The following is a 23,809-nucleotide window of genomic DNA, read 5'->3' as shown; positions in this document are numbered from 1 at the left end:
ACAAGGAGGCGAATATGGCAGTATTAGGAATCCCCGTATTGGAAGATAAATATCCGGTAACTATGGATATGTGGCCGATCGAGTGCAAGGAGTTCAACCGGGTCTGGCCCTTTTACGAAAACCTGAAACAGGGAAAGTTTACAACGACGAAGTGCAAGGGCTGCGGCAAGGTATCGTACCCGCCGCGAGTGATCTGCCCCGAGTGCTACAGTGAAGATCTGGAGTACACGGAGTTGCCCACCAAGGCGAAGGTTTTTGTATTCTCTGAAGAGCTGAAGGGCGTGCCGCTCGGCTACGATTCTCCACTCATCCATGCAACGATCGAGTTCCCGGCAGGAAGCCCCATCAAGAGCATGGTTACCAAGATTGTGAACTGTCCGGCAGGCAAGCTGAAAGAAGGTGATGAAGTGCAACTGGTCATCTTCCCGGTTCCGGCGCACCCGGTTGACGTGAAGGGGGGCGTCGCGATGAAGGAAAGAGTCTTCTTCGCGTTCGAACCGGTGAATAAGTAAGCAATAGCAAGAACTTAATATAAAAAGGGAGCGGCATGTCCGCTCCCTTTTTATATTGCCAGTTACGCATGCGGCTCACGGCCGCAGCCGCATCTCAGAAGAACATCCCGATACTGATGATATTCGCGTTAATGGACTGGTTCGGCCAGGAAGTGCCGCCGTTCGAGTAATGCCTGTACCTGTCTTCGATGAAAAAGTTTTTGTAGCGATAGCCGGCAGCGCCCTGCAGAATGAAGAAGGCATGGGTGCCCTGCTCGACAAATCCGAGTGTGCTGTACGCGCCACCAGTGCCGGCTGTAATGTAGAAGCCTGAACGGTCACGACTAAAGGGGTACACCTTTAGCTCCAGGTTTATACCCACGTCCATCCCATCAGTAGGATTCGTCACGTAGGAAAGAAATGGCCCGGCAGTGATAAGCCATTTTGGAGAGATCGGCTTCTCGTACGAGTAGGAAGCCACCACGAAGTTGTAGTATCCCTCCGAGACCCTTCCCAGGCTATGGCCGCTACTACCGAGACCAAAACCGTAACCCACGGAAAACGCCTGGTCAGCCGCTTCCACCGGGTGCCAGACCGATAGCAGCAAGATTATGAGAAGAGAAGTCAGCAGAACGTTCCTCATGGGGCCTCCACATGATAGAAATCTAGAAAATATAATCTGCCGCATGCTGCAAGTCCAGAGAGATCGGAAAGCCGTATGCTATTTATCACAACTGCAAAATATTGTACAATCAATTCTCAATGCGCCGATCCATTTTTTTGCTTCCCCTCCTTCTTCTCGCAATTCTTCACACCCCTTGCCTGAGCAAGGAATACACGGTGACCAAAGTGATTGACGGCGACAGTGTGCTGCTCGACACCGGTGAGCAGGTGCGTTACATCGGGATTGACGCGCCGGAACTCGGTAAACAGGCAGGCGGGCCTCAGTTCTACGCCAGAGAGGCAGCGGCATTCAACAAGCATCTGGTGCTCCTGAAGAAGGTGAGGCTTGAGTTTGACCAGGAGAGACATGATTCGTACGGCAGGCTTCTTGCTTATGTGTTTGTGAAGGATGTATTTGTGAACGCCGAGTTGGTGAGGCGTGGTTACGCAAAAGCCTTGATCAAGCCTCCCAACGTGAAGTACAAGGACTTGTTTGTAAAATATCAGAATGAGGCTATGTCAAAGGAGATTGGTCTCTGGCAGGAGAAAAAGAGTGACACGGCTTCATATTACGTCGGGAACAAGAGAAGCTATGTCTTCCATAGGCCTGATTGCCCCTACGCGGCAAAGGTGCCTGAAAAAAACAAAATCATCTTCAGAGACCGGCTTGACGCTATTAAAATAGGCTATACACCCTGCAAGAGATGCAAACCCTGAGGAAGAACCCGCTGAATCTCTTCTCATGCGCAATTCGTCCGCTCTTTAGTTTTAAAGAAAAAATCGAAACATGCCGATGAATCTGTCATGAGCTCCGAGTATCTCGGTTACTGGGGTTTGGACAAAGAACCCTTTCATCTCGCACCCGACGAGGAGATGATGTACCTCGGAGGACAGTACTACGAGTGCTTCGAAAGGCTACTCTACGCAGTCAACACTAACAAGGGAGGCGCCTTAATCGTCTCGGAGGAAGCGGGGCTGGGAAAGACAACCATTCTCCTCCGGCTGCTCGGTGAGCTCAGGACAGAGCACGGGGAGGGGCTGAGATACGCCATGATCGACCATCCGACGCTCACTGTTTCCCAGATGGTTGCCAGTATACATGCAGGCTTGACCAACACCCGACCCGAGGACGACAAGTTCAGGAATCTCCTCGCTATCAAAGACACACTGATGGACTTAAAGAGATCCGGAGGCAGGGCGATCATTATCGTTGACGAGGGGCAGCTGCTCTGCGACCGGAAGGAGGTGCTCCAGGAGTTGAGAATCCTCCTTAATCTGACGCACAGTAAAGAGTACCTGGTGACGGTAATCCTCTGTGGCCAGAGGCCTCTGTGGAACACGGTGAAGGGTATCCCTGAATTGTGGCAGAGGCTCCCCGTCAAATACTATCTCATCCCGCTCACCCTGCAAGATACCAAGGCGCTCATAGAATGCAGGCTTTCAAAGAGCGGCCTGGATGACGAGCGTGATATTTTTACAACAGAGGCCCTTGAAATTATCTACCGTTTTTCGAAGGGGCTGCCGCGAACGATCGTTGCGCTCTCGGATCTTGCACTGCTCGTCGGTTTCTCTTACCAGGCTACAAAGGTTGGATTCAAAGAAGTCTCAAAGGCGATCAATGCCATGTCCGGCAGGGGCGAGAGCGAGAGCCTCCCCTACGTGAGTGAAAAGGTGGCCACTGCGCCCGAAGAGCCGGGCAGTTCCATCATCGGTAACATCATCAGAAGACTTCGCGGCTGATTTGGCTTCTGCCAGGTCCGAACTTTGTCTTGACAAGAGTGCAGGTTTAATCTAACGTTTCGACGCAGATTATCACCAAGCACGGAGGTAGCAGCGTGATCATCGATGTCCATCGCCACTTCATGCCGAAGGAGCTTTTTGAGCGCTACGGAGCATTGGGCAAACCAACCTGGCGTTATCAGGACCCCGTTCTGGAGTTCACATTTTACCACAAGCTCTACGAGATCGACCAGCAGCTTCGGGATATGGATGAGGCGGGGATCGATATAGCGGTGCTCAACCTGGCGCAGTGGAGCTTGAAAGGTACTGAGATGTGCCGGCTAATCAATGACAGCATTGCGCGCGTTGTCAGGGAGCATCCGGACAGATTTATCGGCTGTGTGCATTTACCGCTTGAGGACACCAAGGCTTCATTAGAGGAACTGAAGCGCGGACTGGATATGGAGTTGAAAGCCTGGGCGATTCTCTCATCATTTCTGGACATCACCCTGGACGACGAGAGAATGTATCCCCTCTATGATGAAGTATCGCGCCTGAACCTGCCCATCGTCATGCACGCCTCGCTTCTGCCCAAGGGGGCCGAATCTGCCTTTACTATCGGACGCACCCTTGCAAGAGCCTACGACATTTCGGGAGCGGCGCTGCGCATCATGTACAAGGTCTTTCAAGGGTGGCCCGATCTGAAATTCATTCTTCCCCACATGGGGGGAGTATTACCCATGATGAAGGGGAGGGTCATGGCTTTTTTTGAACCACCACCCGAATTGGGATTCAACCTGGAATATCCGGAAGAGATTCGCCCGCTGCCTAAAACCTTGAACGAACTGGAGGCAACCGGTGCGATACCTTACTTTGATAAACTTTTTAGCAAGCTCTATTTTGACACGGCAGGTGCCTGCGGATGGATGCCGGCTATGCAGGCGGCAGTGAACGCCTATCTTCCGGAACAGATTTTGTTTGCTACTGACTATCCTATGGAATTCCACTCGGGTAGGGATAAGAAATGGTTCATCGACAACATCAACGCGATGAACATTCCCGCCGCTGACAAAGAGTCAATTTTCAACAGCAACGCCAAACGTTTGTTCGGCATAACTTAGTAATCAGAAGAGACTCACGCCGATCACTTTGTCGCAGCAGCTGACCCCGCACCCTTGAGTAGCTTCTTCACCATCTCGTACTCACTTGTCATCATCTTCTTGTACTCAGGGCCCGGCACGTAATCTTCGACCGCTCCCAGCTGCTCCATTGCCTTGACCACCTCAGGGGCTTTAATGGCTTTTTCCAGAGGAGAGGCCAGTGTCTTTTTGACTGACTCGGGTGTGCCCATGGGAGCGTAAAAGGCAAAGAGTACCGAAGACATGTCGTTCTTGTAGCCGAGTTGCTTCATGGTCGGGATATTGGGAAACTCAGGCGTCTTCTTGGAGATCAGAAGCGCCCGCAGTTTGCCCGCCTGCAGTTGTGGGTGAATGAGGCTCAACGAGAGCACTGACATTTCTACGTGTCCTCCCATGAGCGCAGTCATTGCGGGCGAGGCCCCCTTGTAGGGGATCATGTTGATCTGCGCCCCGGTTTCATTCATGATGACTTCGAGATTAAAGTGGCCGACTCCACCCACACCGGTGGAGCTCGCGCGGACCTTCCCCGGGTTGCTCTTCATGTACGTAACGAGTTCCTGGAAAGTTTTCCATGGGGCGTCTGTGTTGACTGCGACGGTCAATGGCGTAGACACGGCAAGGCAGAGGGGGTCCAGGTCTGTCAAAGGGTTGTAGGGAACATCAGCAGGGTTCATGGCGTGTGCGTAGTAGATATTCGAATTCGCAAAGAGCAGGGTGTAGCCATCCTTCTTGCCCTTGACTACAAAATCGGCGCCTACTGTTGATCCGCCGCCCGGTTTGTTATTGACAATCACGGGATTCTTGAGGATCTTCGCCAGTTCAGTGGCGATGGCCCTGCCGGCAAGATCAACCGTATCGCCGGGAGCCATAGGCACGATGAGCTGAATGGGGTGCGCGGGATACGTCTGCGCGTTTATCGGCCATGGTACACAAAGAAGTGAAGCTACTGCGATTGTCACGATTAACAAACTCGGTCTCCTCATGCGGCCTCCTTGTGATAGGCACTCTTCAAATCCGAATCTTAGCATACCCGGTGCCAACCTCAAAGGAAATCTTTCTGAAGTCAAAGAGTGAACGAACCTCGCTGGTTCTTATTCTTTTCACTCTTGACATGCTGCCGAATGTTTGTCAGACTTGAGGCCATTATGAAAAGCACGACCCCCCTACTTCGTGCGGAACAGGTGCGTAGAATCTATGTGAGGGATGGGCAAGAAGTTCCTGCCTGCGCTAACATCACGTTTTCAGTTAATAAAGGGGAATTTGTCTGTATTGTCGGCCCTTCGGGATGCGGTAAAACGACACTGCTCAAGTGCATCTGTCACCTCTTAAAACCGACTGATGGCAAAGTCTTTATCAATGAGAGAGCGATTGACCGACCGCCCAAAGAAATGATCCTGATTTTCCAGGATTACAGCCGTTCTCTATTTCCATGGCGCACCGTATTAAAAAATGTTCTTTTTGTGCTTGAAAAGAAAAACATGACCAGGAAAGAAAGAGTCGATGTCGCCAGGTCGGCCCTGGCCGCGGTATACCTGAGCGGATTCGAGAACCATTATCCCTGGGAACTCTCCGGAGGAATGCAACAAAGGGTTGCGATCGCCCGGGGGATAGCCTTTAACCCTGACATTCTGCTCATGGACGAACCTTTCGCATCTGTGGACGCCCAGACCCGCAGCGATCTGGAGGATGCAATCCTCGAAATCTGGAGCAAGTTTTCCCAGACCATTCTTCTCGTCACACACGATATCGAAGAGGCAATTTATCTGGCAGACAGAGTTCTCGTGCTGAGCGGGCGGCCTTCGGAAATCCGTGAAGAGATACAAATCGATTTGGGCCGGCCACGGAATCAGTTGACCACCAAAGAGGATAAACGATTCATCGAATATCGTCATCACATTTACACCTTGATACGGGAAGAAGGACAGAAATGTGAGCGTCGGGATGTATGTCAGGAGGAATGAGTGCAAGCGGGACAGGATAGATAGCCGTGCACACCATCAGGAGAGCGATCCTTGAGACCCGCGCTTCCGGCGCTCTGCTTCTCTTATTCCTGATCGTACTTTGGGAGATTCTTCCCCGCTCCGGTATTGTGTACGCCCGCTATTTCCCCCCTTTTTCCACGGTGATGGCAGCCCTCTTTGAAGGAATTCGATCAACAGAGATACTCAAGCAGGCGAGCATCAGCATTTACAGAGCGTTTTGCGGATACTGTCTTGCGATCCTTATTGGTGTTACCCTGGGCACACTCACAGGAACCATTCGATGGGTTTCTGACTTGCTGGAGATCACCATCGAACTCTTGAGACCTATGCCCTCGGTTGCCTTGGTTCCCATTGCCATTCTCCTTTTCGGTACGTCCAACAGCTATAACATTTCGATCATCACCTTCGGCTGCACCTGGCCTATTCTTGTCAACACGTATGAGGGCGCGAAAAGTGTTGACACACAATGGATTGACACCGCAAGGATCTACGGGGCTACGCGCTCTGAACTGCTCAGGAAGGTGGTGGTGCCCGCTGCCCTGCCGTACATCGTGAGCGGCCTCAGGATAAGCCTCGCGACTTCGATCATCATAGTCACGGTCACGGAAATGCTCGCAAGCTTTAAGGGACTCGGCTTCTTTATCATGGACACGTATAACGGCTATCGCATTCCACAGATGTATTCCGGCATCATCACGATCGGGCTGGTTGGTTACGCTCTCAATCGTCTCTTTATGATTGCAGAGGAGAGATTTATGGCCTGGCATAAAGGGTGGACCGCAAAATCTGTATGAGAGAATTTTTTTCGACGAAGATCAAAGGAGTATGCTTTCTCCTCTGCCTTGCGCTTCTCTGGGAGATTGTATCGAGAAACAAGCTCATCTCGCCTCTCTATTTCCCTCCCATATCCAAGGACCTGGTAACGTTCTATCAACTGATGCTGGACGGTACATTACCCTTTGAATTGATTCGGAGCCTTGGCAGGATCTTCGCCGGGTTTTTTCTTGCCGTTGTCCTGATGGTACCCCTGGGAATCGTCATGGGACTCTTCAGGCCGGTGTGCAATCTGTTTGAACCGCTTACCGAATTACTGAGGCCATTGCCGCCTCCGGCAATCATTCCTGTGGTGATGCTTTTTGTGGGTATCGGAGAGACCATGAAGATCATCGTGATCGGGTTTGCCTGCTCTTTTCCGATCCTCATCAACACAATGGACGGAGTCAGGAGTGTTGAACCCACGCTCGTTGATACTGCAAAGACATTCGGAAGAAGCCGCTACGAGATCATCCGACAGGTGATTCTGCCTGCGTCTCTGCACCAGATTTTCACAGGGTGGAGAGTCGCCTTGCCTATCGCGTTGATTGTGGATATTATTGCTGAGATGGTGGGAGCCGTCAATGGGATCGGTCGATTTATCTTGCTTATGCAGCGCAGGTTTGATATTCCAGAGATGTACGCAGGCATCTTTCTCGTTGCAATTGTCGGCTATGCACTCAATGCGCTGCTCCGTTACCTGAACAAGACCCTGATAGGTTGGCATAAAGCAAAGTTTGAAGCCATAACGTGAAAGGAGTACAGACAGCGGTTGCACATGGCCGTGATAAATCCAAATCCGGGAGGAGAAGATGAAAAAAGTATCGGCAATGCTTGTGGGTATTTTTCTTATGTTTGCATTTGCTACAGCGGACTCCGGAATTGCCAAGGAACTCATTCCCATGAAGGTTTCCTACATTCCCATCATGGATTGCCAGCAGCTTTATGTTGCGTGGGAAAAGGGTTATCTCGAGGAGGAAGGACTCAAGGTGGAAGGGCAGACTGTCCAGTCCGGATCCATGAGCCAGACGCTCGTGGAGAGCGGGTCCGTGGATTTGGGTTGGACTGCAGTAGTCCCTCTTTCACAGGCATACGTGAAGGGTTTTGATTTTGTCTTCATTGCACCCGGGTCTTTTGTGGACAGCACTAACCGGAAGACCGTCGGCATAGTTGTGAAGAAAGATTCCCCGATACAGTCCATGAAGGATCTGGCCGGCAAGAAGGTTGCCATCAATGCCCTCCAGTCCATAAACCATCTGGGCGTCCTCGTGCTTGCAGACTTCTACGGCGTTGATGCGAAGACAATGAAATTCGTTGAAATCCCTATGCCCAGCCAGATGCCAGCCATCAAGGAAGGCGCAGTGGACGCTGCCCACGCTGCCGAGCCCTTCATAGCAGCCGCAGAGGCCGAAGGCATAATACGGATGATTGTACCGGGATACTATCCTCCTGAAGTTGCTGAACGCATGATGGCTGCGAGCTGGTTTGCCAAGAAAGCATCTCTTGAGAAGAACAAGGACAAGTTGACCAGATTTCTCAAGGCCATGAACAAGGCAACGGATTTTATCAACAAGAACCCTGATCAGATACCCGCCATAGTAGCAAAATATACAAAAATGGACGTGAACCTTTTGAAAAAGGTGGTACCGCCGAGATTCTATACCAAGGTCAACAAAAAAGAGATCCAGGTATCGATTGACCAGTGCGCCAAATACGGCTTCATCAAAAATGGATTCGACGCGAAAGAGATTGTTGCGACTAATTTGATGCCCCTGCAATAGGATAGGCACTAACAGAAAAGGAGAATGCTTGTGAAGCTCAATTCAACACTTGTTGAGAGTATACGCCAACCGATCTCCACGGCTGAACTGGAGCGGCGATGGGCCGTAACTAGAAAAGCCATGGCCACGCAAGGCATCGATTGCCTCGTGATGCAGAACAGTAATCAATACCTTGGCGGCTACGTACGCTGGTTCACCGATATTCCTGCCCAGGAGGGTTACCCCGTAACCGTGATCTTTCCCGTCGATGACGAGATGACGATGATCACGAGTGGTGGAGCCCCCCTGCCGCCCGGTCCGCCCGAGTGGGCTGTGCGGGGAGTCAGGGAGAGAATCGGCCGACCCTATTTCCGGACGCTCAACTACACCAACACCATGGACGCCGAGGCAGTGGTCAGTCAACTGAAAGCCCGCGGCGCAAAGAAAGTTGGGATCGTGGCCAAAGGTTCCATGTCGGCCCCGACCTACGAGTACATCCAACAGAATCGCGGGCAGATGGAGATCGTAGAAGTCTCGGATCTGATTGATCCGATCAAGGCAGTGAAGAGCCCAGAAGAACTGGAACTGATCAAGAAGACAGCAGCCATCCAGGATGCTGCTATGGCTGCGATACCAGCCATTGTGAGGCCTGGCAAGAAAGAGTACGAAATAATTTCAGCCGCCATCCACATGCTGATGGATATGGGCAGCGAAGAACAACTGCTGATGATCGGTTCTGCTCCTCCCGGCAAGCCTACGGGTCAGAGGAGCGACTACTACACCAACCGGACGCTAGAGCCAGGGGATCAGCTTTTTCTCATGATCGAGGTGAACGGGCCGGGTGGCTTTTACGCCGAACTGGGCAGAACGTTCTGCCTGGGGGAGCCGCCTAAAGAACTGCTCGATGTGTGGGAAGTTGCCAAGGAGGCGCAGCGCCGCACAGTAGAACGCCTGATCGCGGGTGCCAGGCCTGCTGATCTGCTCAAGGCTCACAATGAGTTTATGACCGGCAAGGGTTTTGGTGCCGAAGGGAGGCTTTTTGGGCACGGCCAGGGTTATGACCTGGTGGAGAGGCCCGCCCTGCGGGCAGATGAGAACATGCCACTTGCTACCAACATGAACATTGTAGTTCATCCCATCGCGGTGACGGACAAAGCGTATGGCTTCTGCTGTGACAACTACATCGTTGGCGACAGGAAAGCCATGCCGATTCACAAGACGCCACAAGAAGTCCTGGTACTGTAGGAATTGCTTGAGCAGCAACTACCGAACTCGAGGGGCCCGCTTCCTTGAGTTCGGTCTATCTTGCCCCGCAGTGTTCCCTCTCTGAACCTCGCGTCCCCCTATCGCTCGCCGTACTCACCAGATAGGTTCCCCCGAGAATCTATTCGTGAAACACTGATCCGTGCGTAATTATCTTGACACATAGTCATGCCCAGAATAAGATTGCCTCAGTTAGGCCTGTTTTTGTGTGGGATATTTAGAACTTAAATAAGGGGGTATTAGCATGGGAGACGAGGAGACAGTCACCAGGCGGTCAGGTATGACGCGGAGAGAATTTATTCAGAAAACGACCATCGCAGGAGCGGCTTTGAGCATCCCAGCGCTCACTCGACGTGCCTCTGCTGCGAAGAAAAGGGATTTCATATTGATAGGGAGGGTCAACCCGAACTCGGGTGCTCTTTCCTCCTTCGGCGAGACAACGCCGTGGGTTGATGATCGCGTACTCGCGGAAATCAACAAGGACGGCGGGATTTTTATCAAGGAGGCGGGAAAGAAGCTGCCCGTTCGCATCAAGCTGATGGATTCGGAGAGTGATCCTACCAAGGCTGGCGACGTGGCCTCCAAATTGATCCTCCAGGATGAGATCGACCTCATGATCACACTGCACACGCCTGACACGGTCAACCCGGTAGATGCCATGTGCGAGCGCTATCAGATTCCGTGCATCTCTTCGAATGCGCCTGTTGAGTCGTGGCTCACGGGTGGCCCGTATAAATGGAGCTTCCATTTCTTCTTCTCCGTGCCGCAGATCGTGGACACCTTTGTTGCCATGTGGGACAGTGTTGCCGATAAGACAAACAAAGTCGTGGGCGGGCTGTGGCCGAACGATCCTGACGGCAAGACCTATGCGGAGATGTTTACCAAGCGATTGAATGAGAAAGGCTACAAGGTGGTGGATGCCGGCAGGTTCCCCAATAAGACACCGGACTATACTTCCTTCATTGATCTCTGGAAAAAAGAGAAAGTCGAGATACTGACCAGCATTCAGCCTCCGCCTGATTTTGCGGCAGCGTGGCGTCAGTGCTTTCAGCAAGGATTTATCCCGAAAATGTGTACGGGCGGGAAGCCCATTCTCTTCCCGTCTGCGGTCCAGGCCATCGGAGGGAACCTGCCCAATGGACTCACCACCTGCGTTTGGTGGAGTCCCTATCATCCTTTCAAGTCATCCGTGGCCGGGTACGGCTCCAAAGCTCTCTGCGATGCCTGGACGGAGAAGACCGGAAGGCAATGGACCCAGATACTTGGCTTCACCTATGCCACGTTCGAAGTGGCCATAGATGCCCTGAAGAGAGCCGGAACCGTTGACAAGGACAAGGTGAGGGAAGCTATTGCCCAGACAAATCTAACTACCATAGTCGGCCCTCTTAAGTTCAATAACCAGAATTATTCCAAAACACCGATGGTCGGTGGACAATGGGTAAAAGGAAAGAAATGGCCGTGGGAACTGGAGATCGTTGAAAACAACCAGTATCCCGAGATAAAGAAAACAGCCAAGCTTATTTTTCCCATACCGAAATCGTAGACTGAGCGAGCGCTTTGAGCAAGGCCCCTTGCCGATTTATTACAGCGAGGGGCCTTGTTATGTTACGTGTACTTTTCTGGGAACACGATATAATGTAAACTATATGTGACACGGCTGTGGCCCTGTGCAGTAGTTACGGTGGACAAACGAACGCTCGCAGCATGCGGGAGTGAGGTATGAGCAGTAAGCGATCTTCATACGAAGAGATCATGGGCGGGTTGAAGCCGCCCGAAGGCTGGGCTGAGCTTTCTCCTTACAAGTGGAAGCAGGTCGAGCCGGGTTCCGAGGGAGAGAAGAAGACGCTCTTCGGCCTCTGCCGTGCGTGTATGCAGGGAGATTGCGCCACGCTCGTGCATCTGGAGGACGGTGTGGTGGTTAAGGTGGAAGGCAATACAGGAGCGCCACCCAACTGGGGAACGCTCTGTCCCAAAGGGAACGCCGAGATCATGGCACTCTACAACCCCTACCGCATTAAAGCTCCCATGATCAGGACCAACCCGGAAAAAGGTCTCGATGTCGACCCGAAATGGAAAGAGGTCTCGTGGGATGAAGCCCTGGACTATGCAGCCGAGGGTTTGAAAAAGGTGAGGGAGAAAGATCGGAGAGGATTGGTGATCTGTGAGGGTTGGGGACAGCGGGACACGATCCTGCGCGGTCCGTTTGGCAAAGCATTCGGAACGCCGAATGAAACAGGTTCTCACGGAGCCTTGTGCACGGTCCATTTTCCGTCAGGTCTTGTTCATTCCGGATATCCGGTTGCTATTGTTGACCTGGAGTATTGCCAGTACCATATAACCATGGGTCGCTCTCTGGGGCCGAATTTCGGTGCTGTGCCGGGCATGCGCCGTTTCGCCAGGGCTATCGAGAGAGGAATGAAGCTCGTTGTGGTTGATCCCAGAAGCTCTTACGAGGCGTCAAAGGGCGAATGGGTTCCCATAAGGCCCGGAACAGACCTGGCATTTCTGCTGGCCATGGCGCATGTCATGTTGCACGAGATCAAAGTTTTCGACGTCTGGTTTCTCAAGAACCGCACCAACGCTCCCTACCTGATCGACGCGCAAGGTGAGTATTGCAGGAATCCGCAAACTGGCAAGCCCATGATGTGGGATCCGGTTGACAACAGGTCAAAGCCTTACAATGCCGAATTCAAAGAGATCGCCCTCGAAGGCTCTTTCACGGTGAACGGTGCGGCCTGCAGTACCGGCTTCACACTGGTAAAGGCAGCGTACGCGCAATATACACCTGAATGGGCCGAAGAGATCACCACGGTCCCGGCTGCGAACGTGCGGCGGCTGGCCAGGGAATTCGTGGAGCACGCCCGCATCGGCAGCACGATCGAGATCGACGGCTTCACCTTTCCCTTCCGGCCGGTCTCACTCAACGTGGAGCGCAACGTCACAAACCGGCGTGGAGGAACGTATGCGGACTTCGTCGGAAAGATCATAAACCTGCTAGTGGGCAATATCGAAGTGCCGGGAGGATGTCTGAGTTGCAGTATACGCGGTCCCATTATGGGCCCGACGGAAGACGGCACATCGGCACCGCGGTACGAGGCGATACCAAGGCCTTTCGCATTTCCTCCTGAGCACGCGACCCTGCAGGAGTTCTACCCCCATCAGCACACGGCACCACACTTGGTGCTCAATTCTATTCTCCACCCCGAGGAATGCTATCTTCCCTACAGGGTGGATGCGTGGCTGTCGGTGGGTGGAAACCCTATCCGGCAAAACGCACAGCCGGAAAAATACGTGGAGGGATTCAAGAAACTCTCTTTTGTGGTAAGCGTCGCCTTCCACATGGACGAGCCTGCAATTCTTTCTGACGTGCTTCTTCCCGAGCACAGCGCCCTGGAAAGGTTACGAGTAGTGCCCTTTTATCTCCAGCATCAATCGATTGATGATGAAGTGAACGGGTTGAAGATGGTCCAGTTGAGAGAACCGGTGCCGACTCTTTTCAATACAAAGAATGCAGACGACATCTTCATGGAGTTGGCCGATCGCCTCGGTATTCTCTATGGCGAAGGCGGGCTCTATGACTGTCTGAATAATGGGTTGGACTGGGTGGATAAAGAAGACGGGCTCAACATGAACGGCGAGTGGAAGCTCGATCTCAACCGGAGATATTCGTTGGAGGAGATCTTCGATCGCCAGATACGCGGTTGGCCGTACGGCGGCGGCAAGGGTCTTAAGGAACTTCGAGAAAAAGGATACATCGAATACTGGAAACAAAGAAAAGAGTTTTACCTCTACTACTATTTCCCGGACAACAAGACTCGGCACCCTTTTTATCTGATGGGCCTCAAAGAAGTGGGAGACCGTCTGAAGAAGAATCTGCTCGAGCACAAGATTTCCTTCCCCATGATCGACGACATGGACTACATCCTTGACCTCTACCAGCCGATTCCGCACTGGGTGGAAACTTCAGAGTTCCGGGCACCGGCCGAAGGTTATGACCTTTGGGCCATTAACTGGAAAACTCCCTATATTGCCAACGATGCCGGCAACCTTACGGGCAACCCCTGGCTTGCTGAGGTTTACGCGAAGGATCCGTGGGAGTCGGTGATCCTGCTCAATCCGGCGACGGCATCGAGGAAGAAATTGAAGGACGGAGAGACCGTGGTGGTGGAGTCGAGGTATGGCAGAATTGAAGGCCGGCTCAAAGTTTCGGAACTGTTCCATCCTGACACTGTCGGCATAGGTGGCAGTTATGGTCTCGGCACGTGTCAGTCGAACCCGTTGAACTGCCTGGGGCCCAATTTCAACGCCCTCCTTTCTATCGACCCCAGGACCTTTGATGGGGTGAGTGCCGGCCAGGACACGGCGCCTGCGGTGAAGGTATACAGGAAGGAGGGGCGCCGGTGAGATACGGGATGGTGATAGACCTGAAACGGTGTGCGGGCTGCAACAGCTGTACTGTCGCGTGCAGGGCCGAAAAGGGCACTCCTTCCGGAATACTCTACCACCGGGTTGAAAAATATGAAGCGGGCAAATACCCTGCTGCACGCATGAAATTCCGTCCGATGCCATGCATGCATTGCGAGCAACCGGCGTGTCTCGAGGTTTGTCCCACGGGTGCGACGTATAAGCGGGATGACGGTATAGTCCTCGTCGACCACACCAAATGCATGGGATGCCGGTATTGCGTTCTGGCCTGCCCGTATGAGGTGCGCTACTATCTGAAGCGTATCGACAACTATTACGGACTCGCCGCGAGGACTCCGTATGAGATGATGAAACAAAAGGATTTCGACAAGGGAACCGCTGTTAAATGCGATTTCTGCGTCCAGAGACTGGAAAAGGGGCGCCTGCCCGCGTGCGTGGAGACGTGCCCGGCTCAGGCGAGACATTTTGGCGACCTCGACGATCCCGCAAGCGAGGTCTCTGAATTGATAGCAGTATTCCGGGGTGAAGTGCTGAGAGAAGAGCTGGGCACGAAACCTTCGGTGTATTACATAAACGGATAGCGAGGGAATGATGGACCGGATGGAAGGCCAGAGGGAATGGGGTTGGCTGATAGCCATCTACGTGTTCCTTGCAGGGTTGGGCGCCGGCGCTTTTGTTTTCAGCTTTATCCTTATATTCATAGGCAAATATACTGCCGTGGCCCGAATTGGGGCGCTTGCAGGCCCGTTATCGGTTGCGGTGGGCAGCGCCTTGCTTCTTTTTGACTTGGGCTCGGTGACACGGGCTTACAGGCTTTTCACCACGCCGGCTACGCTCCTCACTTCGTGGATGATACGGGGCGCATGGATCCTTACTGCTTTCATTATTCTCGGTCTTGCTTACGCGCTGCCCGGCTTTGCTCTTTTCGATTGGCTGCCCTGGGAGCAGACATCGGGTTTCGGAGTGGCACTGGGCACCGTGACGGCCTTGCTTGCCTTGGTAGTTGCAGTCTACCCGGGCCTGCTGCTCGGTGTGATAAAGAGCATTCCGTTGTGGAACACGTCTGCGCTTCCTCCCCTCTTCTTTCTGTCGGGAATGGATACGGGATTGGCAACTCTCGTCCTTATGTCTCTTGTCATTCCTTCGGCTGTCGGAACGGACGGTCTTCACCTCCTCGGGATTATCGATGCGAGCCTCATAGTCTTACTGCTGGTCGCGCTTGGAGCGTATATGGAAATAGTGCGCCAGTCTGGAGCGACTGCAGCCGCTTCGGTTCGCCTGCTCGCAAGCCCTTTCTTTATATGCGGAGTCATACTATCCGGGTTGCTGCTACCTCTTGCCATGTACATCTGCAGCGCCTATATGTCTGATGCGCCTTTCATCCGCCTGATGGACGGCTTGGCCAGCCTGTTGCTGCTTTGTGGCGGACTGTTGTTGAGATTGAGCGTCATCAGGTCGGGCGTACGGATTGTGGTACGTTAAGAGGCGGCCCGGACGACAAATTCCAAGTCCCAATATCGAAATCCTAAACAATATCGAATGATGAAAATTAAAAACGTAATGCATCTCGGACTTCCAGGTTTGGGGCACTTGATATTGGAACTTGTTTAGGATTTAGATATTCGAATTTGAGTCACAGCCTGTAAGAGACTAACCCCTGGTGCGCACTAGACGGGCACCCAAAAGATATACACGTGAAGACAAATTTATATGATATCGCGTCAGGAAGGGCCGCCTTCTACCAGCTCCTGGTAGCTGTTTTTGAGCTTCTACCGGGTCAGCTTCTTCTCGCAAAGATCAGAGATGGTGAGTTTCAGCGGATGCTCGAAAGTTATTCGCGGTTGGGTGAGGAGGGTTTTGGCGCGGGATTGGAGCTGATTAGTCAGTATCGCTTCCATATACGGGATAGAGCGGATGAAGATGTGCTCACAGACTTAGCCGTTGATCGGACCAGGATTATGAGAGGCACAGGCCACACTGACATGAAGCCTCCCTATGAGGGACTGTACAAGAAGGGCAGGGCCTTCGAGCACTCTGTGCTGGGGGTCAAGCGATTCTATCGCAAAGCAGCATTGCTGCCCGATGAAACAAATAAGGATTCAGTCGACTACCTTTGCGTAGAACTGGACTTCATGAGACAGCTCTGCCTTCGGGAAGAAAACTTACGTTTGAAAAACGCTGCCGGGGAAACGATCGCCTCGGTGCTTGCGCTGGAGGAGGAGTTTCTCAGGGTGCATCTGGGAAGCTGGATTTCGGAATTCTGCAGCGCAGTGAAAAAACATGCGTCCACAGATTTCTTTCGCGGCTTCGCACTCATCCTCAATGCTTACATACGTACTGAAAAAAAATGGCTGGAGAGCGTTGTTCGCAGGGCTTGAACACCAGAGCTTCTTACCACAGATAAGAGCTGATAAGAACTGCGATAAGGTGGATGGTTTTTCTTTGGCCGGAGCTGTGATAAAGCGGCGTCTCCGGCCAATCTTCAACGCCCCCGGTGGGGTAAATCACTCGCGAAGCGTCACACACATACTCATCTGCTTACATCTCTTCTGCCTTCATCTGAGCACATCTGCGATAAAATTCAATTTTTTGCCTTTTCATTTCTGCATTTCATAAGCGGCGCTTATTACCGCATCCACAATCTGCTGATACCCGGTGCACCGGCAGAGATTACCCGAGATTGCTTTTCTCACGTCAGTGGTCGTGGGCTTCGGGTTCTTGTCCAAAAGGGCTTTGGCCGACATGATCATGCCGGGCGTACAGAAGCCGCACTGTATGCCTCCCTTTCTTACGAAGGCTACCTGAAGGGGATGAAGCTCCTCGCCCCTGGCAAGTCCTTCGATGGTCAGGATCTTTTTCCCCTGGGCATCGAGCGCAAGCACCAGGCAGGATGCCACCGGTTTGCCATCCATGATGACTGTGCACGCACCGCATTCTCCTTCATTGCACGACTTCTTGGTGCCTGTGAAGCCAAGGGTCTCGCGCAGAACTTCAACGAGGGTCCGGTGCGGTTCAATCTCCAACTGATACTCTTCGCCATTAACATTGAGTGTGATCTCGACTCTGTTTTTCATAGCTTTACCTCGTTCCATTTGTGATGCGTCTGAATGCTTCCATGACCGCTCGCCTCGTGAAGACTTCGACCATGTCACACCGATAGCCGAGCGATGCCCGGACATCACTGATTGGACTGCAGATGGTGCCGGCTACCTTGCCGGCCTCATCAACCACGCTTTCCGTAATTTCCTTGCCGGTGAGTAGTTCTTCGGCCATCGGCGCTCGTATAGGTGTCGGTGCCACGGCTCCCAGTGCGATCCTCACCTCTTTGCAAGTCTTGTTGTCCTTGTCAAGGCAGATGTAGGCTGCGGCGCCCACCAGGGCAAGGTCAAGGGCAGCCCGCCGCATCAGCTTGAGATAGGCAGCGCAACTGTTGACAGGCTGTTTGGGAATCTGGATGTACGCCAGGATCTCGTTCCTTGCAACCCTCGTCTCCGCCGGACCCTTGAACAGTTTTTCAACGGGCACCGTGCGCTCGCCCTTGGGCCCGATAAGCACGGCTTGTGCGCCCATGACAATCAAAGGCGGTGCGGTGTCTGCGGATGGAACGGCGCTGCAAATGTTGCCCCCGATGGTGGCCAATGTCTTAACTTGCGGAGAAGCCATGACGAGTGCCGCATCCCGGAGGGCAGGAGCTTTCTCGCGGACGAGAGAAGATTCTTCGAGATCTGCGCACGTCACGAGTGCGCCTATCTTGAGCCCCTTCTTCTCGTTGTACGAAATGCCTTTCAGGGCTTTTATATTCTTGATATTGATCAAATGTTCAGGCGTGACCGCTCTCTTCTTCATGGCCAGTAACAGATCAGTACCGCCGGCGAGCACTCTCGCTTTGGTGCCATAGGTTTTTAGGAGCTTAAGTGCCTCCGCTACCGACGACACTGTGTGATATTCGAATTTGGGTAGTCTTCTGATAAACATTACTTTCCCCCCTTCTCATTCTTCTTATCTTTCTCTTTCAATGCTGCCAAAATCTTTTCAGGAGTGATGGGCAGGTCTCTGATGCGTACACCGACCGCATCGTAGACGCCATTGGCGATCGCCGCGAGGCTCGAACAGGAGCTTGCTTCGCCCGCGCCCTTGGCACCGAAGGGGCCGTAAGGATCGTGCGTGTGTACGTGCTCCACGATGTATTCGGGCGCATCCAGGGCTGTTGGCTGTTTATAGTCGCGCCACGTGAAGTTGAGCATCCGTCCCTTCTCATCGTAGAGCGAGTCTTCCAGAAGCGCGTGTCCTGTCATGTGGGCACTCCCGCCGTTTACCTGACCTTCGAGCATGACCGGGTGAATCGGCTGCCCGGCATCATCTCCGTGAGCAGCTCTGATCAACCTGACCTGGCCTGTCTCGCGGTCCACATCCATCTCTATTGCCGTGGCTATAAAATCGATGCCATGCGCCAGGTTGCCGCGGCCTGTCTTCCAGTCTACGAGATCAATATCTGTGGCAGCCCAGTAACCGCGGCCATAGAGTGGCGCGCCGATATCGTAATAGGCAATCCTTACTGCCTTCAGCATATCCATCCCTTTGGCTGAATCACTCTTTACATGGATGCGGCCCTTCTTGAATTCCAGATCTTCGGGATTCACGTTTAACTCTTTCGCCGCGATTTCGGCGAGCTGGCGCTTGAGGTCATTGGCAGCCGCAATAGTAGCATTCCCGTCCCAGAAGGTACACCGGTCGGAGAACATGCCCGAATCGAGTATGGCTGTGTCAGAATCACTTGGTCCTTGAATCACGTCTTCGAAAGGAATGCCGAGGACTTCGGCTGCCATTTGGCAGAATACCGTGTTGGCGCCCTGACCGATCTCGGTGCCTCCGTGCGTAAGAATAACCTTGCCGTCCTCCTGCAGCTTGAGAAGGACCGAAGAGCCGAAATGGCCGCCGAGGCGCACACCGGAAGGATGCGACGCGCAGCTGAAACCAATGCCTCTTCCCTTGGGCCTTGATTTTCTGCTCTCTTTCCACCCGATCGTCCCGGCAGCCTTGTCTATGCATTCGGGAAGTCCCGATACGTCGACCACGATGCCATTGGCGGTTGTAGAATTGTCAGTCATCGCATTGATGGCGCGGATCTCCACCTGGTCTATGCCGAGGTCTTCGGCAACGATGCCGATCATTGAGTCGACTGCGTATTGGGCGAGCACGATCTCCTGTCCCCTCACGGTGCCGCAGGGCGCCCTGTTGGAATAGACCAGCTTGCCGTGATATTCGATGGCAGGCACCTTGTAGGGAAGGTTGAGCCACGCACCAAAGAAATAGATATTAAACGGTCCTATGCCTGCGATGGGGCCTCCTTCGAGCACGCACTCGGCTTTGAGCGCCATGATCTTTCCGCTTTTCTTGAGCCCCATCTTGAGCGTTGCGTTCATCGCATTGCGCTGGCGATAGCCGGCGAGCACTTCATCGTAATTGAGCACGATCTTGACCGGTCTGTTGGTGATCTGTGCCAGCTTCACGGCTGCGAAATCCACATCGAAGGGATCATGCTTGCCGGAGAACGCGCCGCCCACGAAGGGTGTCACCAGGCGCATTTTAGACAAGGGCAGATCCAATGCCCTGCACATGTGGCGCCACGTGGGATAGGGACTCTGCTTCGATCCCTGCAGGAGCACCCTGCCGGTTGCATCTACCTCTGCCAGGCAGGCGTGCGGTTCGATAAAGCCAACAGCAACCCGTTGTGAGCTGAACTTTTCTTCTTTGACATAATCCGATTGCCTGAAGCCCTCCTCCGGATCCCCGAAGACAAAATCAGAGGTGTAGGCGATATTGCTCTTGCAGAATTCATTGACCAGCGGTGCGCCCGGCGCCAGAGCATCCTCCGCAGTTAAAACGACGGGCAGTTCCTCGTAGTCCACCTTAATAAGATCGAGCGCTTCCTCAGCCGCATCCTCGTCCACTGCTGCCACTGCAACCACACCTTCGCCAAAGTGATGCACCTTGGTGACGGGCATGGGAAGCTGGTCTCTTGTGTCGGCCCGTGTGCCAAAGGGAATGCCGGGAAAATCTTTTCCGGTTATTATGGCTTTCACGCCGGGAAGCCTGCTCGCCTTACGTGTGTCGATATTCAGAATTTCCGCGTGGGCTAAAGGGCTCCTTAACAGCTTACCGTAAAGCATGCCGGGCGCCACCAAATCTCCCGCATATTTAGCCTTACCGGTTGCCTTTACTCTGCCGTCGGTTCTCTCGACGGGTTTGCCTACGACTTCATACTCTTCATTGTGCATCTTTTCCTCCTCTTAATGCTTCGCTCGCAATGAAACACGACTGGTTTATTCGCCTGACCGCAAGATTGTAACGTTCGCTACAGCTTGCGCTTATGCCTTGCCTTCCTGCTCCATTTTCTTCTTTATGATTTCACGGAGCAGTTTCTTATCCACTTTGCCTACCTTGGTCATGGGTATTTCATCGATTATCTCGATCCGCTCCGGCAGTTGCAGGACTGATGCGCCCTTGGCTTTCAGATAGGAAACCACCTCGTCCAGCGCCACTTTTGCCCCGGGCTTGACCGTGACGTACGCGCAGGTCCTTTCACCCAGTATCTTGTCAGGCATTCCGACCACCGCAGAATCAACAAGGCCCGGAAAACCGCTCATCAGGCTTTCGATCTCGACTGCGCTGATGTTCTCTCCTCCCCGGATGATAATGTCCTTGATACGGCCTGTGATCCAGATGTTGCCCTCGGCATCTTTTTTTGCCTGATCACCTGTTCTGAAAAAACCATCTGCGGTAAACATCTGAGCCCTGTCGGCTGTGGATTTGAAGTAGCCGGTGAAGATGCCGGGTCCCTTGGAGACGAGTTCGCCGTCCACACCGATGGGAAGTTCGCCCCCATCTGCGTCTACGATCTTCAGCTCATCATACGGACAGATAGCCTTGCCTACGCTCCCGCAGATAAGATCGATGCTGTCGCCCAGTTTTGTACTGGCGCAGGTGCCTTCCACAGAACCGAAGCCGTTGACAAACTGCGCACCGATTTTATCGTGGACGCTCTTAACCAGCTCAGGCGTGCTGGGCGCGCCACCCACCGATATCTTCTTGAGAGAGCTTAGATTGTATTTGGCGAGATCGGGCATTTGGACCACTCTGGCAACCAGGGCGGGTACTGTGGGGATCGCGGTTACCTTCTCCCGTTGCACCCATTCGCAGATATCTTCGGGCTTAACCGAATCGAGGAGTACCAGCTTCGCGTGGAAGAAGAGCGCTGCCGCCATCCCCCAATGGACGCTCAAGTTGTGGCCCAGAGGCGTTATGACCATGATTGTATCCTGGTTACTTATCTCCCACCGGTAGCCATGGTATTCCACGTTATTCATGTAACAGTTATGAGTCCGGGGGCTTACCTTAGGGAGCCCTGTAGTGCCACCCGTGGGCAGTATCTGTGCGACTTCGTCAGGATCAGGCCGCCGTTCCTCAAGAGCCTTCAGCGCAGATGGAGTCAACTCAGCCTGCTCCATCAGTTTCTCTAACGCATAATACTTCGTGGCGCCGCCTGTTCTCACCTGGATGACATTCTTGATTCCAGCATTTTCCCTGAGCACATCATCGATGACCGGTTGATAGTCGATCTTGCCGTACTGCGAGGGCAGAATCCATGCCGTTGGCTCGGTGAGCTTACTCAGGTGATTGATTTCACTCTGGTTGTGGCGCGGGATCAAGATGACGATAATTGCCCCTATTTTCTGGAGGGCGAGAAAAGAAAAGACGAACTCGTGCCAATTCGGGAGTTGAAGAAAGACACGATCACGCTGCTTGATTCCGATATTCATCAGGCCGATTGCGAGTTTGTCAACAGCCGTGCGAATCTCCCTGTTAGTCCAGCGGCCTGTCTGATCGACGAGCCCGATCTTATCCGGAAAGACATCCGTGTGCTTATTAAAGAGATCCCCCCAGGTCTCTCCCAGCCACCAGCGCATCCTTGCGTACTTTTCGATATCTTCCTTCGCATAAGGTGTGCACCCTTCAATGGGCATATTCATCATCCCCCTTCCTTTGTTAATAACGGTTCGTCGGAGCTGCCAGGACTAGAGTTTGCGGCCATTCTAACACGCAACTCTCTGACTTAGCGGGGCACTCGCGACCACCTTCAAAAATAGAAAGCCGCCAATTTTCTTCGCGGGTCGCACGCTGCGTCATCGTGACTCCTCGGTGTTTGCCACCCGCGAATGCAGGTTCTGGTGACCGCGGGTGCCCGGCGAAAGCAGTTGGTTCGTCCGATTCCTTGCGCCTCGATATACATCAAACCCGTCCTGCCAGTTCCGAGCGAAGCTTGCGCCGCGAGCGCAAAGGCTAGACGTTATTTCTTTCCTTGTGATGCCGGTTCTACCAAACTGCTTATGAACTCCATATTTGTGTAATATGTAAAATTGGCTCATCTTTCCTTACGGTTGGATTTGTCGGCGCACGGTTCAAATCCGAGCTGCCGCGAAATATGGGCCGCGGCATTGCGCAAGTGCGGTTCGATAAAACGCTTCTGTCCGGCATTAAACCTGATGCTCGGCATGGTAACCGTGACGGAACCTGCTACATCCCCATAGAAATTGAAAACAGGCGCGGCGATTGCGCTGACACCCTGCTGATATTCCTCACGACTGTACGCAAACCCTCTTGTCCGTACGTTCCGAAGCTCGCGCATCAGGAGCGCACGATCGGTTATAGTGTTCCTTGTCGTCGAGGACAGCTTTACCGCCGATACATACCGGGAGAGATCATCCTCCGAAAGATGCGCCAGAATGGCTTTCCCCGCACCAGTGGCGTACATGGGTGCGCGGTCACCGATCTCAACCGAGAACTTCAGGGGATGCGAGCACTCTTCTTTACAAACAAAGAGGATTTCAAGCCCCTTCATAATGGCGAGTTCGGCATCTTCGTTGATCTGTTGCACGAGCTCGCGCAGGATTGGTCTGCCGGCATGTACAATATCGAGATGGGAAAGATAGCGCCCCGCAAGAACAAGAAGTTTCGGCCCGAAGCTATAGGTCTTGCTCGAGCCGTCGAACGCGAGGTAATCACGCTGAACAAGGTTGGACAGAAGCAGAGAGAGGCTGCCCTTCGGGATTTTGAGGTTCATGGAAAGTTGACTGTGGGTCAGACCTTGATCTCTGGACCCGACAGCCTCGAGTATCTGGGTTACCCTGTCAGCGGATTTGACGGTTGCCATAGCAAAACAAGTTCACATATATAAACTAAGTTTCAGTATACTGAAAGGAGTATGGCACCAGCAAATGGCAGTGTCAAGAAAAATATGGAGCATGAATCCAGAACAGGAAGGACTTGGAAGACAGGATCACACTTTTTCTTGACATCCATTTTCCGCGACCTATAACATTAGGGGTATTTTCTCTGCGAGAGCGCACAATAATTTCATGAAATGGCATATTAAGGAAAAGAGGAGGGCATATGAGCAGTGCTGTTGAAAATAAGGCCCGGGCAGGCGCCGGTCAGGAGACGAAGTCCCTGGTCTGGGTTTTGATTGCGCTTGCGGCAGCGGTCGTCACCTACCT

At 53.0% G+C, this 23,809-nt stretch carries 21 protein-coding genes; 14 read left to right on the top strand and 7 right to left on the bottom strand.

What is annotated here, in order from left to right:
- Window positions 1-14 precede the first annotated feature (14 nt).
- Window positions 15-512 (top strand): zinc ribbon domain-containing protein, encoded by a 498-nt coding sequence (locus tag VMT71_07020; protein HVN23705.1) that lies wholly within the window; start codon window positions 15-17, stop codon window positions 510-512.
- Between the two features lie 94 nt (window positions 513-606).
- On the opposite strand, the gene VMT71_07015 is transcribed toward VMT71_07020, so the two are convergent.
- Window positions 607-1,134 (bottom strand): acyloxyacyl hydrolase, encoded by a 528-nt coding sequence (locus VMT71_07015; protein ID HVN23704.1) that lies wholly within the window; start codon window positions 1,132-1,134, stop codon window positions 607-609.
- A gap of 197 nt (window positions 1,135-1,331) precedes the next feature.
- Here VMT71_07015 and VMT71_07010 point away from each other — a divergent pair, with 197 nt between their 5' ends.
- The 3 genes from VMT71_07010 (at window position 1,332) to VMT71_07000 (ending at window position 3,994) form a co-directional block, all read left to right on the top strand.
- Entirely contained in the window at window positions 1,332-1,871 is a 540-nt protein-coding gene (locus tag VMT71_07010) for a thermonuclease family protein (protein ID HVN23703.1), read from the top strand.
- A gap of 87 nt (window positions 1,872-1,958) precedes the next feature.
- Window positions 1,959-2,894 (top strand): AAA family ATPase, encoded by a 936-nt coding sequence (locus VMT71_07005; protein ID HVN23702.1) that lies wholly within the window; start codon window positions 1,959-1,961, stop codon window positions 2,892-2,894.
- A gap of 95 nt (window positions 2,895-2,989) precedes the next feature.
- Window positions 2,990-3,994: an amidohydrolase family protein gene (locus VMT71_07000; protein ID HVN23701.1), complete on the top strand. Its 1,005-nt coding sequence runs from the start codon at window positions 2,990-2,992 to the stop codon at window positions 3,992-3,994.
- Between the two features lie 23 nt (window positions 3,995-4,017).
- Here the strand turns inward: VMT71_07000 and VMT71_06995 are convergent, their stop codons facing one another.
- Window positions 4,018-4,995: a tripartite tricarboxylate transporter substrate binding protein gene (locus VMT71_06995; protein ID HVN23700.1), complete on the bottom strand. Its 978-nt coding sequence runs from the start codon at window positions 4,993-4,995 to the stop codon at window positions 4,018-4,020.
- Between the two features lie 162 nt (window positions 4,996-5,157).
- On the opposite strand from VMT71_06995, the gene VMT71_06990 reads away from it, so the two are divergent.
- The 10 genes from VMT71_06990 to VMT71_06945 all read left to right on the top strand — a co-directional run bounded on the left by VMT71_06990 (window position 5,158) and on the right by VMT71_06945 (window position 16,633).
- The gene (locus tag VMT71_06990) at window positions 5,158-5,973 is read left to right on the top strand and encodes an ABC transporter ATP-binding protein (protein ID HVN23699.1); all 816 of its coding nucleotides are present in this window, start codon (window positions 5,158-5,160) and stop codon (window positions 5,971-5,973) included.
- A gap of 26 nt (window positions 5,974-5,999) precedes the next feature.
- Window positions 6,000-6,788, top strand: a complete 789-nt coding sequence (locus VMT71_06985) for an ABC transporter permease (GenBank protein ID HVN23698.1) — start codon at window positions 6,000-6,002, stop codon at window positions 6,786-6,788.
- Complete coding sequence (locus VMT71_06980) at window positions 6,785-7,561, top strand: ABC transporter permease (GenBank protein ID HVN23697.1); 777 nt, start codon at window positions 6,785-6,787, stop codon at window positions 7,559-7,561. Before VMT71_06985 ends, VMT71_06980 begins: the two co-directional genes overlap by 4 nt.
- Before the next feature lie 58 nt (window positions 7,562-7,619).
- Window positions 7,620-8,588: an ABC transporter substrate-binding protein gene (locus tag VMT71_06975; protein HVN23696.1), complete on the top strand. Its 969-nt coding sequence runs from the start codon at window positions 7,620-7,622 to the stop codon at window positions 8,586-8,588.
- 30 nt (window positions 8,589-8,618) lie between these two features.
- Complete coding sequence (locus VMT71_06970) at window positions 8,619-9,812, top strand: M24 family metallopeptidase (GenBank protein HVN23695.1); 1,194 nt, start codon at window positions 8,619-8,621, stop codon at window positions 9,810-9,812.
- A 262-nt stretch (window positions 9,813-10,074) separates the two neighbouring features.
- Window positions 10,075-11,373: an ABC transporter substrate-binding protein gene (locus VMT71_06965; protein ID HVN23694.1), complete on the top strand. Its 1,299-nt coding sequence runs from the start codon at window positions 10,075-10,077 to the stop codon at window positions 11,371-11,373.
- A gap of 176 nt (window positions 11,374-11,549) precedes the next feature.
- The gene (locus VMT71_06960) at window positions 11,550-14,234 is read left to right on the top strand and encodes a molybdopterin-dependent oxidoreductase (protein HVN23693.1); all 2,685 of its coding nucleotides are present in this window, start codon (window positions 11,550-11,552) and stop codon (window positions 14,232-14,234) included.
- The gene (locus VMT71_06955) at window positions 14,231-14,836 is read left to right on the top strand and encodes a 4Fe-4S dicluster domain-containing protein (GenBank protein HVN23692.1); all 606 of its coding nucleotides are present in this window, start codon (window positions 14,231-14,233) and stop codon (window positions 14,834-14,836) included. Before VMT71_06960 ends, VMT71_06955 begins: the two co-directional genes overlap by 4 nt.
- Before the next feature lie 19 nt (window positions 14,837-14,855).
- Window positions 14,856-15,737, top strand: coding sequence for an NrfD/PsrC family molybdoenzyme membrane anchor subunit (gene nrfD, locus VMT71_06950; protein ID HVN23691.1), 882 nt, complete (start codon window positions 14,856-14,858; stop codon window positions 15,735-15,737).
- A 212-nt stretch (window positions 15,738-15,949) separates the two neighbouring features.
- Window positions 15,950-16,633 carry a molecular chaperone TorD family protein gene (locus VMT71_06945; GenBank protein ID HVN23690.1) on the top strand — a complete coding sequence of 228 codons (684 nt, stop codon included), beginning with the start codon at window positions 15,950-15,952 and terminating at the stop codon, window positions 16,631-16,633.
- A 219-nt stretch (window positions 16,634-16,852) separates the two neighbouring features.
- Here the strand turns inward: VMT71_06945 and VMT71_06940 are convergent, their stop codons facing one another.
- The 5 genes from VMT71_06940 to VMT71_06920 form a co-directional block, all read right to left on the bottom strand.
- Window positions 16,853-17,329, bottom strand: a complete 477-nt coding sequence (locus tag VMT71_06940) for a (2Fe-2S)-binding protein (GenBank protein ID HVN23689.1) — start codon at window positions 17,327-17,329, stop codon at window positions 16,853-16,855.
- 4 nt (window positions 17,330-17,333) lie between these two features.
- A complete protein-coding gene (locus tag VMT71_06935; protein HVN23688.1) occupies window positions 17,334-18,230 on the bottom strand; it encodes a xanthine dehydrogenase family protein subunit M in 897 nt (298 codons plus the stop codon).
- Window positions 18,230-20,533, bottom strand: a complete 2,304-nt coding sequence (locus tag VMT71_06930; protein ID HVN23687.1) for a xanthine dehydrogenase family protein molybdopterin-binding subunit — start codon at window positions 20,531-20,533, stop codon at window positions 18,230-18,232. The genes VMT71_06935 and VMT71_06930 overlap by 1 nt, the downstream gene beginning before the upstream one ends.
- 90 nt (window positions 20,534-20,623) lie before the next feature.
- Window positions 20,624-22,288, bottom strand: coding sequence for an AMP-binding protein (locus VMT71_06925; protein ID HVN23686.1), 1,665 nt, complete (start codon window positions 22,286-22,288; stop codon window positions 20,624-20,626).
- Between the two features lie 389 nt (window positions 22,289-22,677).
- On the bottom strand, window positions 22,678-23,466 hold the full coding sequence (locus VMT71_06920; protein HVN23685.1) for an IclR family transcriptional regulator: 789 nt from the start codon (window positions 23,464-23,466) through the stop codon (window positions 22,678-22,680).
- Window positions 23,467-23,809: the final 343 nt, after the last annotated feature.

This window comes from Syntrophorhabdales bacterium (genome assembly GCA_035541455.1).
In the GTDB taxonomy this organism is placed as follows: Bacteria; Desulfobacterota; Syntrophorhabdia; order Syntrophorhabdales; family WCHB1-27; genus JADGQN01.
This window is presented reverse-complemented; position numbering and strand designations above follow the sequence as displayed.